Source organism: Clostridium sp., assembly GCF_029258205.1.
In the GTDB taxonomy this organism is placed as follows: domain Bacteria; phylum Bacillota; class Clostridia; order Clostridiales; family Clostridiaceae; genus Sarcina.
Window position 1 is genome coordinate 1 of the sequence record NZ_JARHZJ010000002.1, and the last position, 23,387, is coordinate 23,387.

The following is a 23,387-nucleotide window of genomic DNA, read 5'->3' on the forward strand; positions in this document are numbered from 1 at the left end:
GTTCCATCAACCTTTGTTGAAAGTATTTTTGAGTCTGCTACTGCATTAACTGGAGGAGTATCTAATATTATGTAATCATATTTTTCTTCTAATTGAGTTAAAAGATGCTCCATAGATCTTGAAGCTAACATCTCAGCTGGATTTGGTGGAATTTTTCCTGAAGGTAGTACATGAAGTCCTGATTCATGTTTATAAACTACCTTAGAAAATTCAACATTTCCAATTAAAAATTCTGACAATCCTGTAGAATTACTAATTTGAAACTCTTTATGTACAACTGGTTTTCTTAAGTCACAATCTATAAGAATTACCTTTTTTCCATCCTGAGCAAATGAAAGAGCTAAATTAGCACTTGTTGTTGATTTCCCTTCCCCTGGCTCTGAACTAGTAATAACAAGTGACTTTACCGGATTATCAAAGGAAGAATATTGAATATTTGTTCTTAAGGTTCTATAGCTTTCAGCTACTACTGATTGTGGATTACTTTCTAATATTAACATCTACTTCCCTCCTTATTTTTCAACACTATCATAATCTGGAATTGTTCCTATTATAGGTAATTCTAAAGTTTTTTCCAGTTCTTCTCTTGATTTAAATGTATTATCTAAATATTCCATTAAAAGTACTACCCCTACTCCAATCATAAAACCTAATACAAAAGCAATAAGTATATTAAGCTTCTTATTTGGACTTACTGGGTTTTCTGGAAGTTGTGGTTTTTGTATAACTTGTACATTTCCATTTGGAATAAGTTCCTTAGATTCTAAAATAAATTCATTTGTTATGGCTTCTGTTACTTTTAAAACTTCCTTAGGATTTCCTCCCTTAAAGCTTAAATCTAATATCTGAGTATCAGCACTAGGAGTAACTTTAAGATTATTTAAAATTCTCTGTATTTCTTTCTGATTATAATTTAAGTTAGCACTGTTAACTGCCTTAGTAACTAAGTCTGAAGTCTTTGCAAGCTCTGCATAAGTCTTCATAAGTTGTTGATACATTATAACATCACTATTATTGTATGCATTGTTTTCTTGAGTTTCTTGTTTACCAATAAAAAGCTTAGTACTTGCTTCATATTGTGGTTTTATAACAAAAAAACTTAATATTGCTGAAACTAATGTAGCAGCTATAGTTATTATTGCTATTAGTTTCCATCTCTTCTTTAAAGCGTAAGCAATTTCTTGTAAGCTTATAGTATTTTCTTCCATGAATCCTCCTATTACTCTATTTAGTTTTAATATTTTTAACAAATTAATCTCACTTAATTATAATATACCAAAATGTTTCTTTCATAAAGCCCCTATAATTTTTATATTTTTTTTCTACTATTTATACTATTTTCAGCAATTGTTTTTTTCATATATTTCAATATTTTTTAAATAATTCTCATATATATTTAATTTTATTAAATTAATTCCCACAATAATTGTTAATATATGAATATTATTTATTTGTAAATTAGTTACTTTTAAAAATAGGAATTATTTTTTTCTTAAAAATATTAATTTTTTTAAAATAAAAAGTTTTAAAACTAAAATAATTCTATTAATTTCATTTAAAAGATTTTTTTTCCAAAAATATATTTAAAATTTCTTCAATCCACTTCTATATTTATGAATTTTTTGTTAAAATTTTATATTTTTAAATTTAATCTTAATTTTTACATAATAATTTGTTATATTTATTTCCTTATAAAAATGAAGCATCCTTGCTTTAACCATTAAAATCAAAATATTACTTATATATTAATTTATTTTTATACATCATAAATCCTATTTTTCCACCTTTAAATTCTTTACATTTAAACTTTTTTCCAATTAAGATTTCTTTTTGTACTTCCCTTTATCTAAATCAATATCCTTAAATTTAATTTTTTCATTTAACTATCTCTCTAACTTTTCTCCCCACTATATTATTAATATTTAACTTTTTAGTTTCTTCTTAATATGACTATTAAAAAGTCTAAAAAAAAATGGCTTGCACCAAAATCTCACTATAAAACTTATAAACATTTTCCTAAAATAACTTAATATAAATAGGAATCTATAAATTTTATTAATGAGTAACTTTGATACAAGCCTCTTAATAACTTAATATATATTTTTCATTATTATGATATTTAAATTAATCATAATATACTTTTCCTAAAATCTAATTTTGTATATTTCAATTAACACAATTTACTTTTTATAAAATTAAACTTTATGCATTTTAATCAATTCTATAAAAATCTAATTATAACATAGTAAACTTAATCTAAAATCCCTCACTTACTTTTTCTATACTTTTAGTGGAATCTTCCTCTTCTTTATTGCTCTCATTTAATTTTAATCTTGCATAAATAACTTTATTCACTATTAAAGCTATACCTATTCCTATAACTATAAAAGCTATTCTCATAGGCACTGAAACTCCTGGTTGGAATAAAATCATTGCAGCTCCTAATGAACTCATAGTTGTAAATATCATCCTTATTTTATATTCCTTAGCGAAAGTGTAAATATAACTTAAGATAAGTAACGCTATACTACTAAACTTTTCTGGTATAAGATAACCAAATAATAATAAAAATATTACTGCTCCTATTAAAGTTCCAAAAAATCTTTCTTTACTCTTAGTTTTAGAATCCTCAAAATGTGGTTGAGTTATTGACATGGCTGTAACACTTATCCACATTGACTTTTGAAAACCAAACAGGCCTCCAAGTAACATAGCTATTGATACAGAAAGTGCCATTCTTAATGAAAAATTAAATTGAAGAGTATTTATATCCATAGTTTTTATCATTTCACTTATATTTATATGATCTGAGTCATCCTCTTTTCTATGACTGAAATAATAAACTAAAGCTATTAATACTCCACCAACAAATAAAGCTATAAGTCTTTCTGGCAATTGACTCCAAGTAATAGGATTACCCTCTATAAATACATAGCAAAGCATAAAAGGTAAATATGCCTTTGTTTCCATAGTATTAGTAACTAAATATGAAACTATAAATATACTTATAAAATTTATTACCAATCCTAAAAATAGATTTATTGAAGCTATTTGTGTTACAATTCCCATAAAAACAAAAGATATAATTGTAGTTATAATAGCTTCATTTAATTTTAAACTTAAATTAATATCTTTAAACATAAGCATTGCAGTTATAGTACATACTCCTATAAGAGTATTAGCACTTCCAAAAACAGCTCCATACAAAGTAACAAATAAAATTATTCCAACTATCAATATTAAATTGTTTATAAGAATCTTAGGTTTTAAATTTTCTTTTATACTTTTTATCATCCTCTTTATTCCTCTTTTCCCTATAGTCATTTCTTCTGTGGAGCATTATACCATATTTATAAATTTTAGTGAAATAAGTTTTTATATGAAAAATTAGAGTTCAAAGTATTTTTTTAACTTTAAACTCTAATAATTTATTTTATTAATATATAATTCTATTAGATATTTTTACATTTAATTTAAAATTCTATAATTTAGGAAATTAAACTCATAATCTCCAACTAATCCATCTCCATTTAAATCATATTCATTATTATAAAGACTATAATTTTTTGAAGCTAGCGCTAAATCTCCTATATCTATCTTTTTATTATTATTAAAATCTCCAGTTGTTTCATCTATTTTAAAGCTATCAAAAATATCTTTTGCTAAGATTAAGTCTTTTAATGCTTGTATTAATTCCTCCTCAGTAGAATTTTCTTTTTCTAGTACTAATTGCGCCTTATTTAAAGCATCATTTAACTTTATCTTAGATCCTTCATGATATTCTCCAAAATTAAATCCCTCTATACTTTCATTATATAAATTCCTAATCTCATCTATTTTTTTCTGAAGATCAACCTTATAATCATGTTTTTCATTTATTATCTTAATAGCAGTAACAGAGTGAGAAGTTAGAGTATAGTCTAAATATGAATTTTTAGAAGAAATTAAGTCTTCTTCTTCAACAATAACATTATTCTTATTATCTAAAGTATTCTCAGCATCATAACTTGGTCCATCTACTCTCATTACCTTACCTAACTTTCCTGTAAAATCAAATCCTTCAATTTGTACTCTTACATCTGTTTCTTCATTAGAAGTATTAATAATCATTAAATAGACATTTCCTTCATCATCCTTACTTATCATAGTTTCAACAGCATCTAAATTTCTATTTGCATCAATATTTAAAAGTTTATTATTTATTACTTTTTCCTCTAAAACATGTTTTCCAGTCATCTTATTAAATAAAGTAAATACTTTAGCTGTTGGAGTAGCTACAAAATCTATTTCTCCAGTTTCATTATTTACTATACTTTGTATTATAGCTTGTTGTCCTGGACCTAAAAGATCTCCTTTTGGAAAATCTATTAAACAATGTTTATTTGAATATGGAACAGAAGCTATACCTGCAAATCCAATTAAAGACTTTGCTGTATAAATAGCATTTACTTGAGATTTTACAAATCTACTATCATCTCTAAACATTCCATACTCTGAAACAACAACCTTTTTATCTTTACTATTTTCTTCTCCCAAAATAGATTTCATTAAATCTTCATAAGCCTTAACATCAGCTACTCTTTCTTCAGCTCTATATAATATTTTTTCATAATATTTAGAATCAGATGTACTTATTGTTCCTGAATAAGGGTGAATTACTACTCCATCATATTTTTTATTAGTTCCCATTCTTCTTACAAATTCATGAGAATCATAACTTGAATAAACTTTAATATCTGGATCTATTTTTTTCATTTCCTCATAATAATCAACATATCCATCTCTATATGAACTATAAGATACTTTTATATCTAAATTTTCAGCAGGAATATCTCCTTTAACTCCATCACCAAAAGTTATTTTTCCTGTTGAATTATCATACTCAAAAACTTTTCCTCCTTCACTATTTTTTAGTGAATCTACTCTTGTCCAATTTTCTTGACCAACCTTTAAAACCAAAGTTTCTTCTTCTATTGGATAATATCTTATCTCCTTCTCTTGATTGGGCTTTCCATTACTTTTTCCAGATTTATTAATTCTCCAATCCTCTTCTTCTACTACATATTGATTTGTAAAATTGATTAATCCCCCATCTATATATGAAGACAGTCTATCTTTTGTATTATTTATCCAATATCCTTGTTCTCCTAATTGAAATTCATTTCCTATCTCAAAATGAGTTACTCCATAAGGTTCTGGATGTCCATTATCAGCTCTAACCTTTGCCCAATCTATACCTCCATTTGGATTTTCTCCAATCTCACAATTTAAATATTCAACTAAATCTGCCGCATCTTCTTTGCTTCCATTCCCCATATTGTAAACATATATAAACTCACTATTTTTATCTTCAGCATATTTTGCCGCCTCATCTAAACCAAAGTAAGGAAATTCTGGTTTCTGCTCTGGATCTCCATGAATTGTATGCTTTCTTTCACTAATATCTCCAATTGATCTTTTCCAATTAAATAGGTTTGCAACCTTTCCGCCTGGATATCTAATAGAACCAAAGGAAGATTCATCATAAAGTGCATCAAATTCATCTTTAATCTTTAAATTCTCACTATCATATGAACCATATCCGTCATTATAATATCTATGATTAGCACCATATAAAGCTTTATCTACAGTTCTAAAAATATTATTTATATTAGAGCTTATTACGACCTTACCTTTAAGCTCTTCATTTACAAAATTATTTACTTCTTTAATGATTTGCTTCAAATTATTTATTCTATTTAAACATTCTTTTTTATTATCATTGTTATTTTCTAAAAACTGTTCACTTAAAGATATTTCACTTTTTAACCTTTCATTTAAAGAAGATTCTATTATTCCATTTGCTAAAGTATTAAGCTCCTTAGCTTTACTTAACAAATTTTCTAAATTAGATTTTAAAGATTTAATAGTTGCATTTTCATAATATATATTGCTTATTTCATACTCTGATAAATTTCTTCCATATATTAAAACTTCATCTATAATTCCATTTAAAGCATATCCATCATTGCCTTTATGATCTCCAATTCTTAAAGGTTCATTAGAGTTTGAAAAGTTTTCTACATTATTTGTACTATCTAACACTCCATTTATATAAAAATCAATTTCTTTCTTATCTTTTCTACTTACTAAGGTTAAATTATACCATTGTCCATGTAGCAATGATTCTGTTCCATAAATATTGCTTCCACCAACAAAAGATCCTAACTTATTTCCATTTTTACTAGAAGCATAATAAAGTATTGAACGTCCTACCCCTTCCTGTTGCAATAAAATTGTATTTTCAGCTCTATTGTCTGAAGTTTCTTTATCTATATTTACCCAAAAAGAAACCGTTGTATCTTCATTTGCCATATTCAATATAGATGGAATACTAAAAAAAGTTCCTTTTTGTCCTGTAAGCTTCAGTCCCTTGTTGTTTATTCCTGTATTTACAACTTTTCCATTACCTTTTATGACAGCATTCTTATTATTTCCACTACTATCTGTTATTATATTTCCTCTACTTTCTTCAAAGGTCCAATATCCTTTCAATCCATCCTTTGGTATATTAGAAAATTCTTCTGCTAGTGTATTTACTCCTCCTAATATGGACATACTTAAAATTAAAGTTGTTGTTAAAGCAAATACTTTCTTTCCTCTCATAAATTATTCCCCTTAAAACATCATATATTTTATTTATACTTAGATTTATTTTATATATTCAATTTTAAATATAAATTTCCTATATAAAATAAAAGCTTAGGTACTCTACTAAGCGCACCTAAGCTTTTATTTATTTTTTCTTAAAGATTATTATAACTTTAAATAAATCTCCATCTACTTCTATATTAAATTTTCCACCTTGAATTTCAACAAAGCTCTTAACTATTGCAAGACCTAATCCTGAACCCTCTGTATTACGAGATTTATCTCCTCTTACAAATCTATCTGAAATTTCATTAATATTAAATGTTATTTCCTCTGCTGAAATATTTTTTATGGTTATATTAACACTTTCTTTTCCATCTTTAATGTCTATATATACCCTTGAATTAGGAAGTGCATATTTAATAATATTAATTATTAAATTTTCAAATACTCTGTAAGTTCTTTGTCCATCTAGTGGTAATATTATTTTTTCCTCTGGTAATGAAAGTCTCATATCCAGCCCAGCTTCATTTATTTTATCATCTAATTCTAAAACTACTTGCTTCATAAGATATGAAATATCTACATCCATTATATTTAAACTAATATTTCCAGTAGTAGCTTTACTTACCTCAAATAAATCTTCTATTAATTCTTTTAATCTTTGTGATTTTTTCTCTAAAGTTTCTAAATAAGCCTTTCTTTTTTCCTCATCATCTTCTCCTTTTAATAAATCAACATAAGCAATTATTGATGTTAATGGAGTTTTTAAATCATGAGAAACATTTGATATAAGCTCTGTTTTCATTCTTTGGCTTTTAACTTCTTCTTCAACTGCTACCTTAAACCCTTTTTGAATATTATTTAATTCATCTTTCATTGGATTAAAGAAGCCACAGTCTTCATTATTTTTATAATCTAAGTTTCCATTTGATATTTCCTTAGTTTTTTCTAAAATTTTGTTATAATCATTTTTCCACTTATTTATATATTTTCTACCAAAGTAGAATAAAATTACTGAGTATATCACTACTCCAAATATTCCAAAGAACCAAATTGAGCAAAGAATTGATACAATTAAGAAGTTTATTGCTAAAAGTATTAAAAGAACTTTGTCGCTTTTCTTATTTAAATCTATTCCTTTAATATAGTTTATAAACTTTCTTAAGATAACAAATATACCATCTGCTACTTTATAAATTAATGTATGCTTATTTATATAATTTTTAAATCCAATGTTAAATATATATTTAACATATATTACTTCAAAAAATACAAAGCAATATATTACCATCCAATAAAGTATATTAATTATATTAGCAAGCATGTCCCAATATGGCAAGTTAGTTGTTTTAAGTGCTTCGATTAACTCTCCCTGAATAGTTGGACTTATTATAATACTTGCACTTTCAACTATTAATGCCATTACAATTGAAACTATTATAAAGTTAATTTCAAAAGGAATCTTTGAAAACTTATTAAACCCAAAAAGATTTTTTGTATATTTAAATGGTATTATTAAAGCAAGTAAAAAAATAATCGCCACTCCAATCATTATGAATATTATACTTGCATCGCTAAGCGCCATAGTTTTATTGTGTATTTCATTATAATATAAATTATCATGGTATACTAAATTATTTGGCACTCCATATACAAAGGTCATATTTTTTATAGGTTTTGCTTCATATTCATTATACAAACCATAATCAGTTAAGGAAGTTATCCTACTACTACTTAGTAATTCTCTTACCTTATATTCATCATCTCCATACAAATTTTCTATAGAAAGTTTTCCCACATCATTATACTTAAGCACTATATAAAATTTGTAATAATTTTTTAAAATTTCTTTTTTAACATGCTGATTCTTTGCTAAAGCTTCAAGTAACCATGATTGATCTCCTTTATTTGCATAAACTATATTACCACTTTCATCCATAGCATATACTTTTAAATTTCCCAAGTCCTGTAATCTATTAATAAGATTATTAACATATTGATCTAAAGATAGCTTATCTTTATCTGATTCATATTCATAATCCACTCTATCTTTGTCTCTATTTTCTCTTTTTAAAGTAAATAAATCCTCCATTGGATTTATCTCTTTTTCATTTTTTTTAGCTTTTTTTTCTAAATAATCATAGTAAATTCCATAGTTTGTATCAATTATTTTTTTGCTAAAATTATAATTACTGGATATACTATAATTTTTAATATAATTTGAAGCATTCTTATTTATTCTTGGATATGATAATAATAAACATACTGATATAATTCCTATTAATGTTAATATTATTATTGTAAGAATCCAATTTGTTTTATTTGTTCTATTTTCTTTATTACCTTGTAAACTCTCCTTATTCCTTTTCAATTTTATAGCCAACTCCCCACACCACCTTTAAATATTTTGGATTTTTTGGATCTATCTCTATTTTTTCTCTTATATTTCTTACATGGACCATTACAGTATCTGTGTTTACTGCATTTTCATTCCATACTCTTTCATATATTTCCTCTGCTGAAAAAACTCTCCCTGGACTTTTAATAAGTAATTGAAGTATTTTAAATTCTATAGGAGTTACTTTTACTACATCTCCATCTAATATTACTTCTTTTCTATCACTATTAACTTCTAATCCACCTATTGAATAAGAATTTTCTTTCTTATCATCCCTTTTTACCATATTTAAATATTTAGAATATCTTCTTAGCTGAGAATTAACTCTTGCAATAAGTTCTAATGGATTAAATGGTTTTGTTACATAATCATCTGCCCCAATATTAAGCCCTAAAATTTTATCCATGTCCTCTGATTTTGCTGATAACATTATTATAGGAAAGTCATAATTTTCTCTAATTTTCATTACCATTGTTACTCCATCCATTTTAGGCATCATTATGTCAACAACAGCTAAGTGAATATCTTCTTTTTCAACTATTTCTAAGCCTTCTAAACCATTACTTCCTTTAAATACATTGTATCCTTGATTTTTTAGATATATTTTAATAGCCTCTGCTATTTCCTTTTCGTCTTCAACCACTAAAATATTATACTTTTCCATCTTTTTATTACTCCCTTTTCTATTACTATATTTTTTTATCAGATACCATACAAAAATTTAGCTTAATTTTACTTTTTCTTTTTAAATTTAGCCATAATTTAATTATTACTGATTTTAATACTTTATTAAGCAATATCTAATTTTATAAACTTAAACTAAAATCTATCTAATTCTTTAAAGTTTATCCAATAATTTCAATATAATAATATCATAGAAAGTTTTTTCACTGTTAGAAACATTCCTTTTTCTCAACTCTTCACCTATATTCTTTAAATCTTGTTAATATATTATTATCTATTTTTTAAACACCTCCGTATTTTTACCATAAAATTTTATTTAATCCATATTTTTATTAATTATTGATTTTAGAATACTCTTTAATCTAACTTAATTTCAAATGACATTTCTATTATCTAAATTGTCAATTACTTTCTTCTCATTTGCTACACTCTTATAATAAACTTTAAAAATAAAGAAACTCCTCAGATAAATCTAAAGATTTTCTAAAGAGTTTCTTAATATTTTTTATAACAGACTAACAGATTTTTATCCAAACTAAAATTTAAACTAAAACTTATTTAAATTATAAATAAATTAATGAGTTCCATGAACTATCTTAAATCCCTCTTTTTCTAAAATTCTCTCATGTTTTTTATAATCATCACATTCTACTTTTATACAATTAGATATATGTATTGTTTCAACACCATTCTTTTTTAATTGCTTTAATTTATGTATCCAATTTTCTCCTTCAACTATTGTATCTTTGCAACCAACACAATAAAAGAAACTAGCTAGATCCTCTTTATTTTCTCCATAAATACTAAAAGCTTCTGTTGAATTATTATATGCTTTAAAGCAACCTGATGCAGCGCATTTCCCAATCATTTTTCTACATGCCATTACTGCTATACTCATTAAACCATTCCTTCCATCTATTTATATAAAAGAAATTATATCATAAATAATTAAAAAGCAACAAAGCCTAAGCCTTGTTGCCCATATATTATGAAATTTAAAGTGGTCAATTAATTATATTTATTCTCAAATTAAATATATATTGCTTTTTAAACTATTTTTATTATTTAGTAACTACATTGCTTTTTTAAATATAGCTATTACTTCTTCTAAGTTTCCTTTTCTTGGATTTGTTAATGAACAAGCATCATTTAAAGCATTAGTAGCTAAAGTTTCAAAATCACTTTCTTTTACACCTAATATGTTAAGTCCCTCTGGAATTCCTATACTTTGTGATAATGATTTTATCATATCTATGCAAAGATCTGCTCCTTGCTCATCAGTTAATCCTTCTATATCTCCACCCATTATTTTAGCAACTTTAGCTAATCTTGAAGCACTTGTAGCTTTATTATATTCTTGAACATGAGGTAATAATATTGCATTACATACTCCATGAGGTAAGTTATAGAATCCTCCTAATTGATGAGCCATAGCATGAACATATCCTAAGCTAGCATTGTTAAATGCCATTCCTGCTAAGTATTCAGCATAAGCCATCATATCTCTAGCTTCTAAATCTTCTCCATTTTCAACGGCATTTACTAAATAATTACTTATAAGTTCTATAGCTTTCTCTGCACAAGCATCTGTTATTGGTGTAGCAGAAGTTGAAACATAAGCCTCTATAGCATGTGTTAAAGCATCCATACCAGTAGCTGCTGTTAATGATTTTGGCATAGCAAGCATTAACATAGGATCATTAACTGCTATTATTGGTGTTAAGTGTTTATCTACTAAAGCCATTTTTATATGTCTTTCTTCATCAGTTATAATAGCAAATAATGTCATTTCACTACCAGTACCAGCAGTTGTATTTATACCCACCATTGGTAATTGAGGTTTTTCAGATTTATCTACTCCCTCATAATCTTTAATTTCTCCTCCATTAGTGGCTAATAAAGCTATTCCTTTAGCACAGTCATGAGCTGAACCTCCCCCTAATGAAATAACAAAATCACATTCTTTTTCTTTTAATAATGCTAAACCATCATTAACATTTTTAACTGTTGGGTTTGGTTTAGTTTCATCATATATTGCATATTCTATATTTTTATCATCTAAAACATCTGTTACTTTTTTAACTATTCCTATTTGTCCTAAAACTTTATCTGTTACTATTAAAGCCTTTTTAAATCCTAAGTCTCCAACTTGTTCACCAGCATCTTTTAAGCAGTCTGCTCCCATTAAACTTATAGATGGCATAAAAAATTTATAACTCATATATTTCTCCTCCAAGTCTTTCTCTCGAGTATATTCTCAATATTTTCTCTCTTTTTATATCTTAATTTTAATTTATCGTTAAAAATTTAACTAATCCATTTTTTTAAAAAATATCTCATTTTTAAATCTACAGAAATTGACAATAACATAATAAGCTTTTATATTATTAATTATGAGGTGAAAATTTTATGAATAGATTTGATAGACAACTCGAATTAGCAGATGGTATAGAAACTGAATATTTAAGAATTCTATATTATACCTTTGATAAAAATTACAGAGATACATACAAATCTTATGAATATAAAAGATTATGTACTATAATTGATGGAGAAAAAAATGTAAGAATTAATAATGGTGAGAATATAACATATAATTCATCTAAATACATGCTTCTTCCACCTAACTCAAGTGTGGAAATGAAAATTGAAAAACCTACTAAAGCTCTAGTTTTAGAGTTAAATGAAGATTTAATAAATACAGTTTCTCAAAAGCTATCTTATGAATTAGATGTAGATTTAAATAAGTCTATATTAGAAAAACCATTTTTTAATGAAAATAATGCATTAATAGAATTAACAACTAAAAGAATTGTAGAGACTGCTACTAAAGATACAAATAATAAAGAATTTTTACTTGATTTATATGCACAAGAAATAACTTATAGCTTATTAAATACTAAGGGTGCTAAAGATATTATTTCTAGTGATTTCAATAATCCAATAAATCGTTCAATTCAGATAATGAAAGGAAATCTAAAAAATAATATAACAGTTTCAGAAATTGCATACGACCTAAATATGTCTCTTCCAAGTTTTTCTTCGAAATTTAAAAAAGTTATGGGAATTACTCCTAATGATTACCTTACAAACTTAAAACTTAATGAGGCTGCAAGACTTCTTAAATTTTCATCAGTTACAGAGGTTGCCTATGATCTAGGATACGAAAACATTTCCCACTTTATAAAATTATTTAAAAAGAAATTTGGATTAACACCTAAACAATATTCCTTAAAGTATTCTGGCGAAGTAATATAAATTTAATAAAAAATAAATGGCTGTATAAAAATATAAAAATAAAACTCATAAACATATTTCCAAAACCACTAAATAATCTATTAGCACTTCTTAATAAGCTTTATCAAAATCGTTTTTATACAAGCCATTATTTTATAATAATTATACTTAAAGATATAAATTATTAAAAGGAAATATGTATTTTTATTTAAATCTGTATTTTAAATAATCAAATTAAAACACACCTAACAATCATTATAAATCTTTCTTAGGAAATTTATTTAGTGAAAATTTGTACATAAAAATTGTTATAAAACTTCCTATTATAAATAATATTTCTATTGATAAAGGTATATATCTATTAAAAATATCTATACTTATACCTAAATTTTTTATTAACTTATAACATAAAGCTACTATTATTGTTAAAAGAAACATTGGTATGCTTCTTAAATAAGAAACCATACTGCTTTCAGGATAAACTAATGATAAAGCTAGCATTGTTGAAGCATAAATATAAAATATAATAAATATTATAGTTAAAATTCCTAAGTTTATTTTTGTATGTGCTCCTATAAATAAACTAAATACATTATTAATTCCTAATCCAACCAATATAAATATTAAAAATAATAATATTGGCTCTAAAAATGCACTTCCTATTATGCTTTTTGTTGTTATAGGCAAAGATCTCAAAAGCTTATTTATATTTGATTTTTTATCTGTATTTCTTATTATTATAAAATTAGTTGCTATCATTAAAAATAAACTACTAGCATAAAATATATTTAAATTAGTAAAAAACTCAAAAATATCATCCTTATAATTTTTAACTATAGGTGCATTCTTATTAACTAAAGTAAGATATATAAGACATAAAAAAATAATATAAGAAATTAATGTCCATTTAACTGCTTTTAAATCTTTAATTATTAAGTTCTTCACCTTACCTCACCTCACTTCTTTTATAAAAAAATAGTGTAATAAAAAATGATATTATTATTGAAATTATTCCTAAAATTAATAATATTATAGATATATTATTAGTTAATTCACTTGTATTTTTTAAAATATTAAATAAAAATTCACCTAAATTTATAGCAATAATTACTGTTATAACATTTATAATTGTATAATATTTATAATTCATAAATATATATATTGGCTGAATTATAGATATATATACTAACTCAAAAGCAACAAATATTAATATCATTGATAGCTTTATTTCATTAGTATTTTTTAAAATTAAACTTATAATTAGACAAAGTAAAGTAATTAATACATTTACTATTACCAAATATAAAATAGAAGAAATATACTTTGACATAATATAATCTTTTTTTCTTATTGGTATTGAATTTAAACTTAAATTAAATTTATTTCTTTTTTCTAATTCTATTGGTACTATTACTAAATAAAATAATATAAACATCCCTAAACCATATAAACTATTTTCTACTCTTCCATTAATACTAAATATAAAAAGTAAAAAAATAAACATTATAAGCAAATTTTTAATATATTTCTTTTGTATAAAAAAATCTAACTTAAGTAATTCTTTCATACTATTTCACATCCTTTTTAGAATAATAAACAACTATATCATCTAAAGTAGCCTTTTCAAAAATAATCTTATCACCGAAAAGTTCTTTTAGTTTTCTCATATTGTTAGTTAGTCCTTCAAAGTTATACCTTGTTTTTCTTAATCCTATTAATTCTTTTTCTATATCTTTATTTAAAATATCTAAAACACCCTTAACTACAAAATATTCTCCTAATAAAATATCTTTTTCTTTAGAAAATTCCATTTTCCCATTATTTATAAAAGTTATATAATCAGCCAATTTTTCAAGATCCGTTGTTATGTGAGTTGAATAAAGTATTGTTACTTCTTCTTCACCTATTATTTCAAATAAAATATCTAAAAGTCCACTTCTAAAAACAGGATCTAAGCCTGATGTTGGCTCATCTAAGATTAAGAGTTCAGCCTTGTGAGATAGAGCTAAAGCTAATGAAAATCTCATTTTTTGTCCCTTTGATAATTGTTTTAGCTTTTTATTTTCATTTAACTCAAATTTTTCAAGATAATATTTAAATTTTTCTTCATCCCATTTTGAATAAAATTTAGATATTATTTTTTTATTTTCTTTTATTGTAAAATCTTCAAAAGCACAACAATCATCATAAACAAATCCAATTCTATCTTTTATTGATATTTCATTTTTCTTTATGTCTTCACCAAAAATATATATTTCTCCACTATCTAACTTTATTAAATTCATTATGGCTTTTATTGTTGTGGTCTTTCCTGCTCCATTTGGCCCTATTAATCCCATTACAAAACCTCTAGGAATATTAAAGCTTACATCTTTCAAAGAAAATCCTTTATAATTTTTACTTATATTTTTTATTTCAAGTACATTTTCCATATAAACCTTCCTCCTTAAACCTATACCTTATTTTTATAATTCCTTTAAAGTTTTAAGCATCCCAACTAAATCATTAAAATTTAGTCCTATACTATTTGCAATATCAATTGCTTCTCCTAATTTCTCTTCTATTTCTCTAAGCTTTTCTTCCATTAAAAGTTCTTTATTTTGCTCTGCCACATAAGATCCCTTACCGGGTAAAGTGTATATAAAGCCATCTCTTTCAAGCTCTTCATAAGATCTCTTAGTTGTTATTACGCTTACTCTAAGCTCAGAAGCTAAACTTCTTATTGATGGTAATGCTGAATTTTCCTTTAAATCTCCAGATAAAATCTCATTTTTTATAGCTTTAGCTATTTGTTCATATATGGGTACCCCTGAAGTATTTGAAACTACTATATTCAAGAACTCACCTCTTTTCGTGTATATACTGTATATATTTTATATATACAGTATATACACCAATTTCATATGATGTCAATATATTTTTAGTATTTAATTTCTTATTTCTCCAATAATCTTTACTTAAAAGCTCATAAAATAAAATCCATGTATAAAAAATCCCTTTTAATACATAGCTAAAATTAATTAAAAAAGATTTTATTATTAAGATGTTGCCATAACATACAAAAAAGAGGCACACATAAATGTGTACCTCTTATATTTATATAATTATTTATTTTCTTCTATTAATTCTTCTATTTTACATTTACATCTAGCACCACAACAAGGACCAGTTCCTGCTCCTGTTTTTTCTCCTACCTCTTCAAAAGAAAGAGCTCCATTCTTTACTGCCTCAACTATTTTTTCTTCTGAAATACCTTTACATAAACAAACATTTGACATAATAAAATTCTCCTCTCGTTATATATTTAATATATTATTTCTAATTAATTATAACTATTAATTAATAATCTTTATTATTTAAATAGATAATAACAGATAAAATCTTTTATTGCACATATTAAATACAGTTATTTTCGAAGATTTTCATTGATTATAGTAAATTAATTTTATATTCCTTAACTATGCTAAAGTTTTCTCTTTAAAGACCTTAATTCCTATTCTATCAATAAAATCTCCTAACTTTTCTCCGTCCTCAGCTTCTCCTTTATAAACCTCAAAGATTTTATCAACTATTCTTAAAGCTTCTTTTTCATCTACATCCTTTATAATTATATCTGCCATTCTTGGATTATGCCCTGCTGATCCTCCTACAGTTACTAAAAAACCTGTCTTATCAGCTATAACTCCAACATCCTTTGAGTAAACACTTCCACAGGCATTTCTACAACCTGCTACTCCTATTTTAGTTCTGCATGGCATATCCATATGCTTATATTTATTTAATAATTTCATCCCTGTGCCTATAGTATTAAATTTTGATCTTTTACAAAAACCAGCTGGACACATTTCCACATTTTTTACTGAGTTTTGTTTTTTAACAGCCGGCTCCATTCCTAGCTCATCCCATATTTTAGGCAAATCTTCTCCATTAAGATTTGTTATTAAAAGTCTTTGACCTGATGTAATTTTAATTACTCCACTATATTTTTTAGTTACCTTCGCAATTTTTTCTAACTGATCTGGAGTAATAAATCCTCCTGGAATATGAGGAGTTATTCCAAAAGTTCTTTTTCCCCCTCTAACCTTTTGTAAGTTTCCATAATGAGTTCCACTAACCATCTTAGGTATTCCAATTCCTATACCATCCATTATTAAAATTCCTCCTATATATTAAATATAAAAATTCTAATTTATAAATTAATTTTAGTATACACAAAAAAATATTTTTCAAAAGTAACTTAGGTTACTAATATAACATTAATTTAAATTTAAAAGGTATGAATCAAAATAAATTTTAAAAAAACTTATTTTTAATTCACACCTTTTATTTTTGACCATATCTTAATATATACTATTTTAATTTATAAAGCTAACCTCTTAACTCATTAATGGAAGCTGCTTTTATTATTTTTCCTTCTTTTAACTCTATAAATTTATTTGCTAAAGCCTTTGCATCACTTCTATCATGAGTTACAAATATAGATGTAATTCCAGCCTTTACAAGAATATCTTTTATTTCGCCTCTTATTTTTTCTTGAAGATCTGCATCTAGGTTTGAAAAAGGTTCATCTAATAACAGTACTGATGGCTTTGGTGCTATAGCTCTTGCTATGGCTACCCTTTGCTGCTGTCCTCCACTTAATTCATAAGGATATTTATCTTTATGTTCGACTAAATTAACAAGGTTAAGCATATCCATAGCTATTTTTTCTTTCTCTTCCTTACTTTTTCCTGTTAGTCCAAACTGAATGTTTTTTTTCACAGTCATATGAGGAAATAAAGCATAGTCTTGAAAAACCATTCCAACTCCTCTTTTTTCAGGCTCAATAAAATTATTATCTGAAAAAACTATTTTCCCACCAATTTTAATTTCTCCCTTATGTGATTCTTCTAGACCAGCAATTATTCTAAGTATTGTACTTTTTCCACTTCCACTTTCACCTAGAATAGATAATATCTCTCCCTTTTCTAAATTCATATTAAAATTATCTATAATATCATTCTTAGAATTAGGATATTTAAAATATAATTCTTTTATTTCAATAAACATTACTAATCCTCCTTGTCAGCAATTTTATATAAGAAATATATAGCCACAAAACTAACAAAAACTATTATTAGAGATGGTATTGCCGACTCAGGTATCATCTCATCATTGGCATACTCAAATACTTTTGTTGATAAAGTATAAAAGTTAAATGGTCTTAAAGTTAAAACTAAAGGTAATTCCTTTATAATATCAACAAAAGTTAAAGCAAAAGCTCCTAAAATAGCAGGTTTTAACATATGTATATCCACTTTAAAGAATGTCTTAGTAACCCCATATCCTAAAGTTCTTGAAGCTTCAGTAAATTTATTACCTATCTTTTCAAAACCGCCCTCTATATTTTGATATCCTATTGCTAAAAATCTTATTATATAAGCAAATACCAACATTATTATACTTGTGCTTAAAGCTAACCCCTTTATTTTATTGTCAATATCTACAAAAAATAAAATCATAGTTATGGCTACTACAGCCCCTGGAATCGAATATCCTATTAAAGTTACTTTTGCATATATTTTTGATAATAATCCACTTCTAGTTCTTACATAATTTGCTACTATTAAAGCCATTATAACTATAAGTAAACTACATCCAGCCGCAAGTATTACTGAATTAAATATCATACTTAAAAATTGACTATAATATATATTTTTATAGCTAGCAATTGTCCAAGCTATCATTTGCAGTACTGGTATAAGAAATCCTAGTGAAAATATTATTAAAACATATAATGTAACTATAAATTTATTAAAGCCTTTAAGATTTTTTCTCTTTATTGGTCTAACCTTTGTATTAGTAAAACTATATTTTTTTCTTCCCCTTAAAGCCTTTTCTGATGAAATAATTATAAATACTGCTACCATAAGTATTCCTGCTAATCTTATGGCTGAATCTATATCTCCTAATGATATCCAACTTTTAAATATAGCTGTACTAAATGTTTGTACACCTAAATATGATACAACCCCATAATCACTTAACACTTCTAAAGCTATTAAAGTTGAGCCTGCTACTATAGCCCCCCTACTTACAGGTACAATAACTCTAAAAAATATCCCTACTGCACTGCATCCTAAAAGTCTTGCACTTTCTATTAATCCTGCTGATTGTTTTTCTAAAAATGTCATTGTAACCATATAAACATATGGAAATAAAAACAATGTAAATATAAAAATAGCTCCCTCAACAGACATAATATCAAAGTATTTTTGATTTAATTCTACACCTAAAATATTTCTAAAAAATCTCTGTATAACTCCAGTGTAACTAACCATTCCTGAATATGTGTATGCCCCTATATATGGTGGTATAGCTAATGGAAGTATTAAAGCCCATCTAAAAAATTTCCTAAATGGAAAATCATAGGCAGATATAAGCCAAGCTAAAGTTACCCCTATTATTATGGTTAATAAAACTGTAAAAAAAACTACTATTATAGATGTAACTATATAATCCTTTAATAAATATTCTTTTATGTGATACCAAGTTTTATTTGGTTTTTGAAATAAATGAATAATTATGTCTATATTAGGAAGTACAATCATCAAACTGATGATTGTACTTAAAAGTGCCCATCCATTAAATTTAATTTTTTTCATTATTTCCATCCTACTTGATCAAAAATTAATGTAGCCTCTTGTTTTGATTCTCCTAAAGTTTCATAGTTTAAATTTTGAACTGTAAATTCTCCCCATGATTTTTGTAATTCATTCTTACCAACTTTAGTATTTAAAGCAAACTCTCCATTTTCATCGACATATGCTTTTTGTGCTTTCTCTTCAGTTAAATATTCTAATAATGCTACTGCATTTTTTTCATTTTTAGAATTCTTTGTAACTGCTCCAAAGCTTAAATTTAAATGAGTATTTTCTGGGAATAAAACTCCTATTTCCTTACCAACTTTAGCTTCTTCTGAATCTGATGAAGATATCATCTTCGCAATATAGTATGAGTTCATTATTCCAACATCACCTATGCCAGCCATAATAGCTTTAGCCTGATCTCTATCATTTCCTTCTGGTGTTCTAGCAAAATTATTTACAATTCCTTGAGCCCATTCTTTTGCCTTTTTAGCCCCATCTAATTGAATAAAAGATGAAAGTAAAGCGTTATTATATGATGAACTTGAACTCCTTGTTAAGACTTTTCCTTTAAATTCATCCTTAGTTAAATCATTATATGTTTTTATTGTTTCTGGATTTACCTTTTCCTTATTATAAACAATAATCCTTGCTCTTGAAGTTAATCCAACCCAATTTTTCCCTCTATATTCTGAAGGTATATTTTTATTTATTTTTTCTGATGATATATCTTTTATTAAGTCTTTTTCATTAAGTTGAGCTATATTTTCTGCTCCAACAGTTAAAAATAAATCAGCTGATGTATTATTTCCTTCCCTTGCCATTCTCTCAATTAGTTCATCACTTTTGCCATCAACTAAATTTACTTTTATTCCTGTACTAGATTCAAAATCTTTAAATAATTGCTTATCTATATCATAATGTCTTGATGAATAAACATTAACAACTTTCTCTCCTGATCCAGTTGCTTCTGCCTTAGCTTCTTGATTTTTTTGTCCACATCCAGCTAAAGCTCCCATAGATATTAAAGTAGTTAATGTTAAAGCTAATATTTTTTTTCTTTTTAACATTTTCTTTTCCTCCTTAAATTTACAAATCATTAAGCTCTTTTTCATAACAACTTAACAGATTCATTTTATCTTTATGTATATTTAATAAATTTAAAAACCCTCGAATGTAATGATATTGATTATCATTTTTAAAGTCAAGGATTCTTTGTATTTTTAAATATTTATTTACAATTAATACATATTGTCATCATTTTCATCAATTTATATTATGTGACTTAATCACTTAATGACTTTTCTAAATTTAATATAATTTAGTCATACTTTATTAAGAAGGAGCTTTTTAAATGGATAAAATACAACAAAGAAAAATTATAAAAAAGAAAGCATTTGTTGACACAAAACTCTGTGTGGCCTGTGGTGCTTGTGCTAAAATTTGTCCTTTAAATTCTATAACAATAAATAAAGGAATTCATGCTCAAGTAGATTTAAATAAATGTGTAGGATGTTCAAAATGTGCAAAAGAATGTCCAGCTTCAATAATTGAAATTAAAAAAATTGAAATTATGTAAATTTAACTAAATATAAATTAAACATATTCTTAAAATAAATATTTAACTTGAAACTTATAGGAGGATTTATATGAAAAATAAGAAAAAACTTAGAGATTATCTTTGGATATTATCTAGTTTATATTTAATTCTTGGACTTTTTAATATAATGTTTGCCTGGCTTGGCTTGATATGTTTTATTACCCCACTTTTAATATCATTATTTGGTGGTAATAAAAAGTACTGTAATGAATTTTGTGGAAGAGGTCAACTTTTAAGTTTATTAGGAAGTAAGCTTAATATTTCTAGAAACAAACCTATCCCTAGATTTTTTATAAGTAAATATTTTAGATATGGTTTTTTAGTATTTTTCTTATTTATGTTTTTTAATATGTTAATATCAACATATCTTGTTTTTAATGGAACTAATTCACTTCAGGAAGTAATAACACTGCTTTGGACATTTAAACTTCCATGGAACTTTACTGACTTAACAAATATAACACCATGGATTGCCCAGTTTGCTTTTGGATTCTATAGTCTTATGCTAACTTCAACAATCTTAGGAGTAATAACTGGAATCCTATATAAGCCACGTTCATGGTGTACTTATTGTCCAATGGGAACTATGACTCAAGGAATCTGTATAATAAAAAATTAAATATATCTCACTTTGTTAAAATTACAAATATCATAAAACATCTAGATGACTTTAGAATTTAAATTATTCAATAAATTTTATATGTATCTATTTCATAAAATTAAAGAGCAATGAACTTTATTAGCTCATTGCTCTTATTATCTAATTATTTATAACTTTAATTGTTTAATACAATTTCTGAACTAAAATTATTTGATTGATTTTTTAAACTAATTTTTAGTTTTTCAATCCTTTTCTTATTTGTTTTACAAACCTGGAAAGAAAGATTGTCATATTCAACCATTTGATTTTCACTTTGCGGAATATTTCCTATTAAGTTAACAACAAAACCACCAATAGTCTCTATATTTTGACTTTCAAGATTTAGGTTTAAATAATCATTTAGCTTATCTAATGTTAGTAAACCATCAACTACATAGGTATTATTATCTATTTTATCTATATAGCTCTCTGAATCGTCATATTCATCTAATATATCACCCATAACTTCTTCAATTAAGTCTTCTATAGTAACAATTCCAGAAAAACCACCATATTCATCTATTATTACAGCCATATGCTGCTTACTCTCTTGAAGTTCTTTAAATAAATCATCTATAGCCTTATTTTCAAGAACAAAGTAAGCTGGACGTATTAATTCATCTAATTTAATGTTATCTACTCCAACCTTTACAACAGCCTCAAAGAAGTCTTTTAAATAAAGTATTCCTACTATATTATCCCTAGTTTCATTATAAACAGGAACTCTTGAAAATTGCTCACTTATAAGTTTCTTAGCAATTGTTTCATTTGAAGTTGTTGATTTTATAGCAAAAACTTCTCCTCTAGAAGTCATAACTTCTTTAACAACTTTATGATCAAATTCAAATATATTATCCAACATATCCTTTTCAGTTTTATCAATAACACCACTCTCTTGTCCAATACTTATCATAGATTTTATTTCATCCTTAGATACAGTTGCTTTATCTTCAGACTTATTTAACCTCAATATTTTTATAAATAAGTTTGTTGAAGCTGAAAGAACCTTTACAAATGGCATTGATATTTTAGAAATAACATTGATTGGTCTTATAGCCATTAAAGCAATTTCTTCTGGCTTTTGTAATGCAATTCTCTTTGGAAGTAATTCTCCAAACACTAAAGTTATATAAGACAAAAACACAGTTATAAGTATAACTGATATTTCATTACCATAAGGAATATTTAGCTTGTACATGAATTGCGATAGAGTTTCTGAAATGCTAGTAGCTGCTGATGCACTGGCAAAAAATCCTGCAAATGTTATTCCTATTTGAATAGTAGATAAAAAGTTGCCAGGTGACTTTAAAACCTTTTTTAATAAAAGAGCTTTTTTGTTACCTTTCTCTGCAAGCATCTTTATCTTAGACTTATTTACAGATACCATTGCCATCTCTGCAGCTGCAAAGAATGCATTAATTAAGATAAGAACTAATATTAGAATAATTTTTGGTAAAATACTGGGACTCGGGTCCATCCTTTAACTCCTCCTCTAAAAAAATGAATTTTCTCCTTTATCTTATAGATTAATTTGAAATAAAATGTCATATAAGATAAGTAATTTTAGAC

General features: G+C 25.6%; 21 protein-coding genes. 3 read left to right on the forward strand and 18 right to left on the reverse strand.

Annotated features, from left to right (window positions below; all coding sequences use genetic code 11):
- The 8 genes from Q1J60_RS00065 to yiaY form a co-directional block, all read right to left on the reverse strand.
- A partial coding sequence (locus Q1J60_RS00065; protein ID WP_300256854.1) for a CpsD/CapB family tyrosine-protein kinase occupies window positions 1–500 on the reverse strand: 500 nt, incomplete at its 3' end.
- A 12-nt stretch (window positions 501–512) separates the two neighbouring features.
- Window positions 513–1,208, reverse strand: coding sequence for a YveK family protein (locus Q1J60_RS00070; protein ID WP_300256857.1), 696 nt, complete (start codon window positions 1,206–1,208; stop codon window positions 513–515).
- 1,048 nt (window positions 1,209–2,256) lie between these two features.
- On the reverse strand, window positions 2,257–3,294 hold the full coding sequence (locus Q1J60_RS00075; protein WP_300256860.1) for an FUSC family protein: 1,038 nt from the start codon (window positions 3,292–3,294) through the stop codon (window positions 2,257–2,259).
- A 174-nt stretch (window positions 3,295–3,468) separates the two neighbouring features.
- Window positions 3,469–6,645, reverse strand: a complete 3,177-nt coding sequence (locus tag Q1J60_RS00080) for a LamG-like jellyroll fold domain-containing protein (RefSeq protein ID WP_300256862.1) — start codon at window positions 6,643–6,645, stop codon at window positions 3,469–3,471.
- A 130-nt stretch (window positions 6,646–6,775) separates the two neighbouring features.
- Window positions 6,776–9,004: a histidine kinase dimerization/phospho-acceptor domain-containing protein gene (locus tag Q1J60_RS00085; RefSeq protein ID WP_300256865.1), complete on the reverse strand. Its 2,229-nt coding sequence runs from the start codon at window positions 9,002–9,004 to the stop codon at window positions 6,776–6,778.
- Window positions 8,991–9,695 carry a response regulator transcription factor gene (locus Q1J60_RS00090; RefSeq protein WP_300256868.1) on the reverse strand — a complete coding sequence of 235 codons (705 nt, stop codon included), beginning with the start codon at window positions 9,693–9,695 and terminating at the stop codon, window positions 8,991–8,993. The genes Q1J60_RS00085 and Q1J60_RS00090 overlap by 14 nt, the downstream gene beginning before the upstream one ends.
- A gap of 594 nt (window positions 9,696–10,289) precedes the next feature.
- Window positions 10,290–10,613 carry a CGGC domain-containing protein gene (locus tag Q1J60_RS00095; protein ID WP_300256871.1) on the reverse strand — a complete coding sequence of 108 codons (324 nt, stop codon included), beginning with the start codon at window positions 10,611–10,613 and terminating at the stop codon, window positions 10,290–10,292.
- Between the two features lie 174 nt (window positions 10,614–10,787).
- Window positions 10,788–11,936 (reverse strand): L-threonine dehydrogenase, encoded by a 1,149-nt coding sequence (yiaY, locus tag Q1J60_RS00100; RefSeq protein ID WP_300256873.1) that lies wholly within the window; start codon window positions 11,934–11,936, stop codon window positions 10,788–10,790.
- A gap of 188 nt (window positions 11,937–12,124) precedes the next feature.
- On the opposite strand from yiaY, the gene Q1J60_RS00105 reads away from it, so the two are divergent.
- Window positions 12,125–12,973, forward strand: coding sequence for an AraC family transcriptional regulator (locus tag Q1J60_RS00105; RefSeq protein ID WP_300256875.1), 849 nt, complete (start codon window positions 12,125–12,127; stop codon window positions 12,971–12,973).
- Window positions 12,974–13,207: 234 nt separating this feature from the next.
- Here the strand turns inward: Q1J60_RS00105 and Q1J60_RS00110 are convergent, their stop codons facing one another.
- The 9 genes from Q1J60_RS00110 to Q1J60_RS00150 form a co-directional block, all read right to left on the reverse strand.
- Window positions 13,208–13,897, reverse strand: a complete 690-nt coding sequence (locus Q1J60_RS00110) for an ABC-2 transporter permease (RefSeq protein ID WP_300256878.1) — start codon at window positions 13,895–13,897, stop codon at window positions 13,208–13,210.
- A gap of 1 nt (window position 13,898) precedes the next feature.
- A complete protein-coding gene (locus Q1J60_RS00115) occupies window positions 13,899–14,519 on the reverse strand; it encodes an ABC-2 transporter permease (protein WP_300256881.1) in 621 nt (206 codons plus the stop codon).
- Between the two features lies 1 nt (window position 14,520).
- Entirely contained in the window at window positions 14,521–15,384 is an 864-nt protein-coding gene (locus Q1J60_RS00120; RefSeq protein WP_300256884.1) for an ABC transporter ATP-binding protein, read from the reverse strand.
- A gap of 33 nt (window positions 15,385–15,417) precedes the next feature.
- Complete coding sequence (locus tag Q1J60_RS00125) at window positions 15,418–15,789, reverse strand: GntR family transcriptional regulator (RefSeq protein ID WP_300256887.1); 372 nt, start codon at window positions 15,787–15,789, stop codon at window positions 15,418–15,420.
- Between the two features lie 267 nt (window positions 15,790–16,056).
- The gene (locus Q1J60_RS00130; protein WP_300256889.1) at window positions 16,057–16,230 is read right to left on the reverse strand and encodes a (2Fe-2S)-binding protein; all 174 of its coding nucleotides are present in this window, start codon (window positions 16,228–16,230) and stop codon (window positions 16,057–16,059) included.
- 180 nt (window positions 16,231–16,410) lie between these two features.
- The gene (locus Q1J60_RS00135; protein ID WP_300256892.1) at window positions 16,411–17,100 is read right to left on the reverse strand and encodes a ferredoxin-like domain-containing protein; all 690 of its coding nucleotides are present in this window, start codon (window positions 17,098–17,100) and stop codon (window positions 16,411–16,413) included.
- A 220-nt stretch (window positions 17,101–17,320) separates the two neighbouring features.
- Window positions 17,321–18,001, reverse strand: coding sequence for an ABC transporter ATP-binding protein (locus Q1J60_RS00140; protein ID WP_300256895.1), 681 nt, complete (start codon window positions 17,999–18,001; stop codon window positions 17,321–17,323).
- Window positions 18,002–18,003: 2 nt separating this feature from the next.
- Window positions 18,004–19,596, reverse strand: coding sequence for an ABC transporter permease (locus Q1J60_RS00145; RefSeq protein WP_300256898.1), 1,593 nt, complete (start codon window positions 19,594–19,596; stop codon window positions 18,004–18,006).
- Window positions 19,596–20,648 carry a Fe(3+) ABC transporter substrate-binding protein gene (locus Q1J60_RS00150; RefSeq protein ID WP_300256900.1) on the reverse strand — a complete coding sequence of 351 codons (1,053 nt, stop codon included), beginning with the start codon at window positions 20,646–20,648 and terminating at the stop codon, window positions 19,596–19,598. Before Q1J60_RS00150 ends, Q1J60_RS00145 begins: the two co-directional genes overlap by 1 nt.
- A 284-nt stretch (window positions 20,649–20,932) precedes the next feature.
- Here Q1J60_RS00150 and Q1J60_RS00155 point away from each other — a divergent pair, with 284 nt between their 5' ends.
- Both Q1J60_RS00155 and Q1J60_RS00160 read left to right on the forward strand, forming a co-directional pair.
- Complete coding sequence (locus tag Q1J60_RS00155) at window positions 20,933–21,157, forward strand: 4Fe-4S binding protein (protein WP_300256902.1); 225 nt, start codon at window positions 20,933–20,935, stop codon at window positions 21,155–21,157.
- 70 nt (window positions 21,158–21,227) lie between these two features.
- Window positions 21,228–21,797 carry a 4Fe-4S binding protein gene (locus Q1J60_RS00160; protein WP_300256905.1) on the forward strand — a complete coding sequence of 190 codons (570 nt, stop codon included), beginning with the start codon at window positions 21,228–21,230 and terminating at the stop codon, window positions 21,795–21,797.
- Between the two features lie 157 nt (window positions 21,798–21,954).
- Here the strand turns inward: Q1J60_RS00160 and Q1J60_RS00165 are convergent, their stop codons facing one another.
- Window positions 21,955–23,295 (reverse strand): hemolysin family protein, encoded by a 1,341-nt coding sequence (locus Q1J60_RS00165; RefSeq protein ID WP_300256908.1) that lies wholly within the window; start codon window positions 23,293–23,295, stop codon window positions 21,955–21,957.
- Window positions 23,296–23,387: the final 92 nt, after the last annotated feature.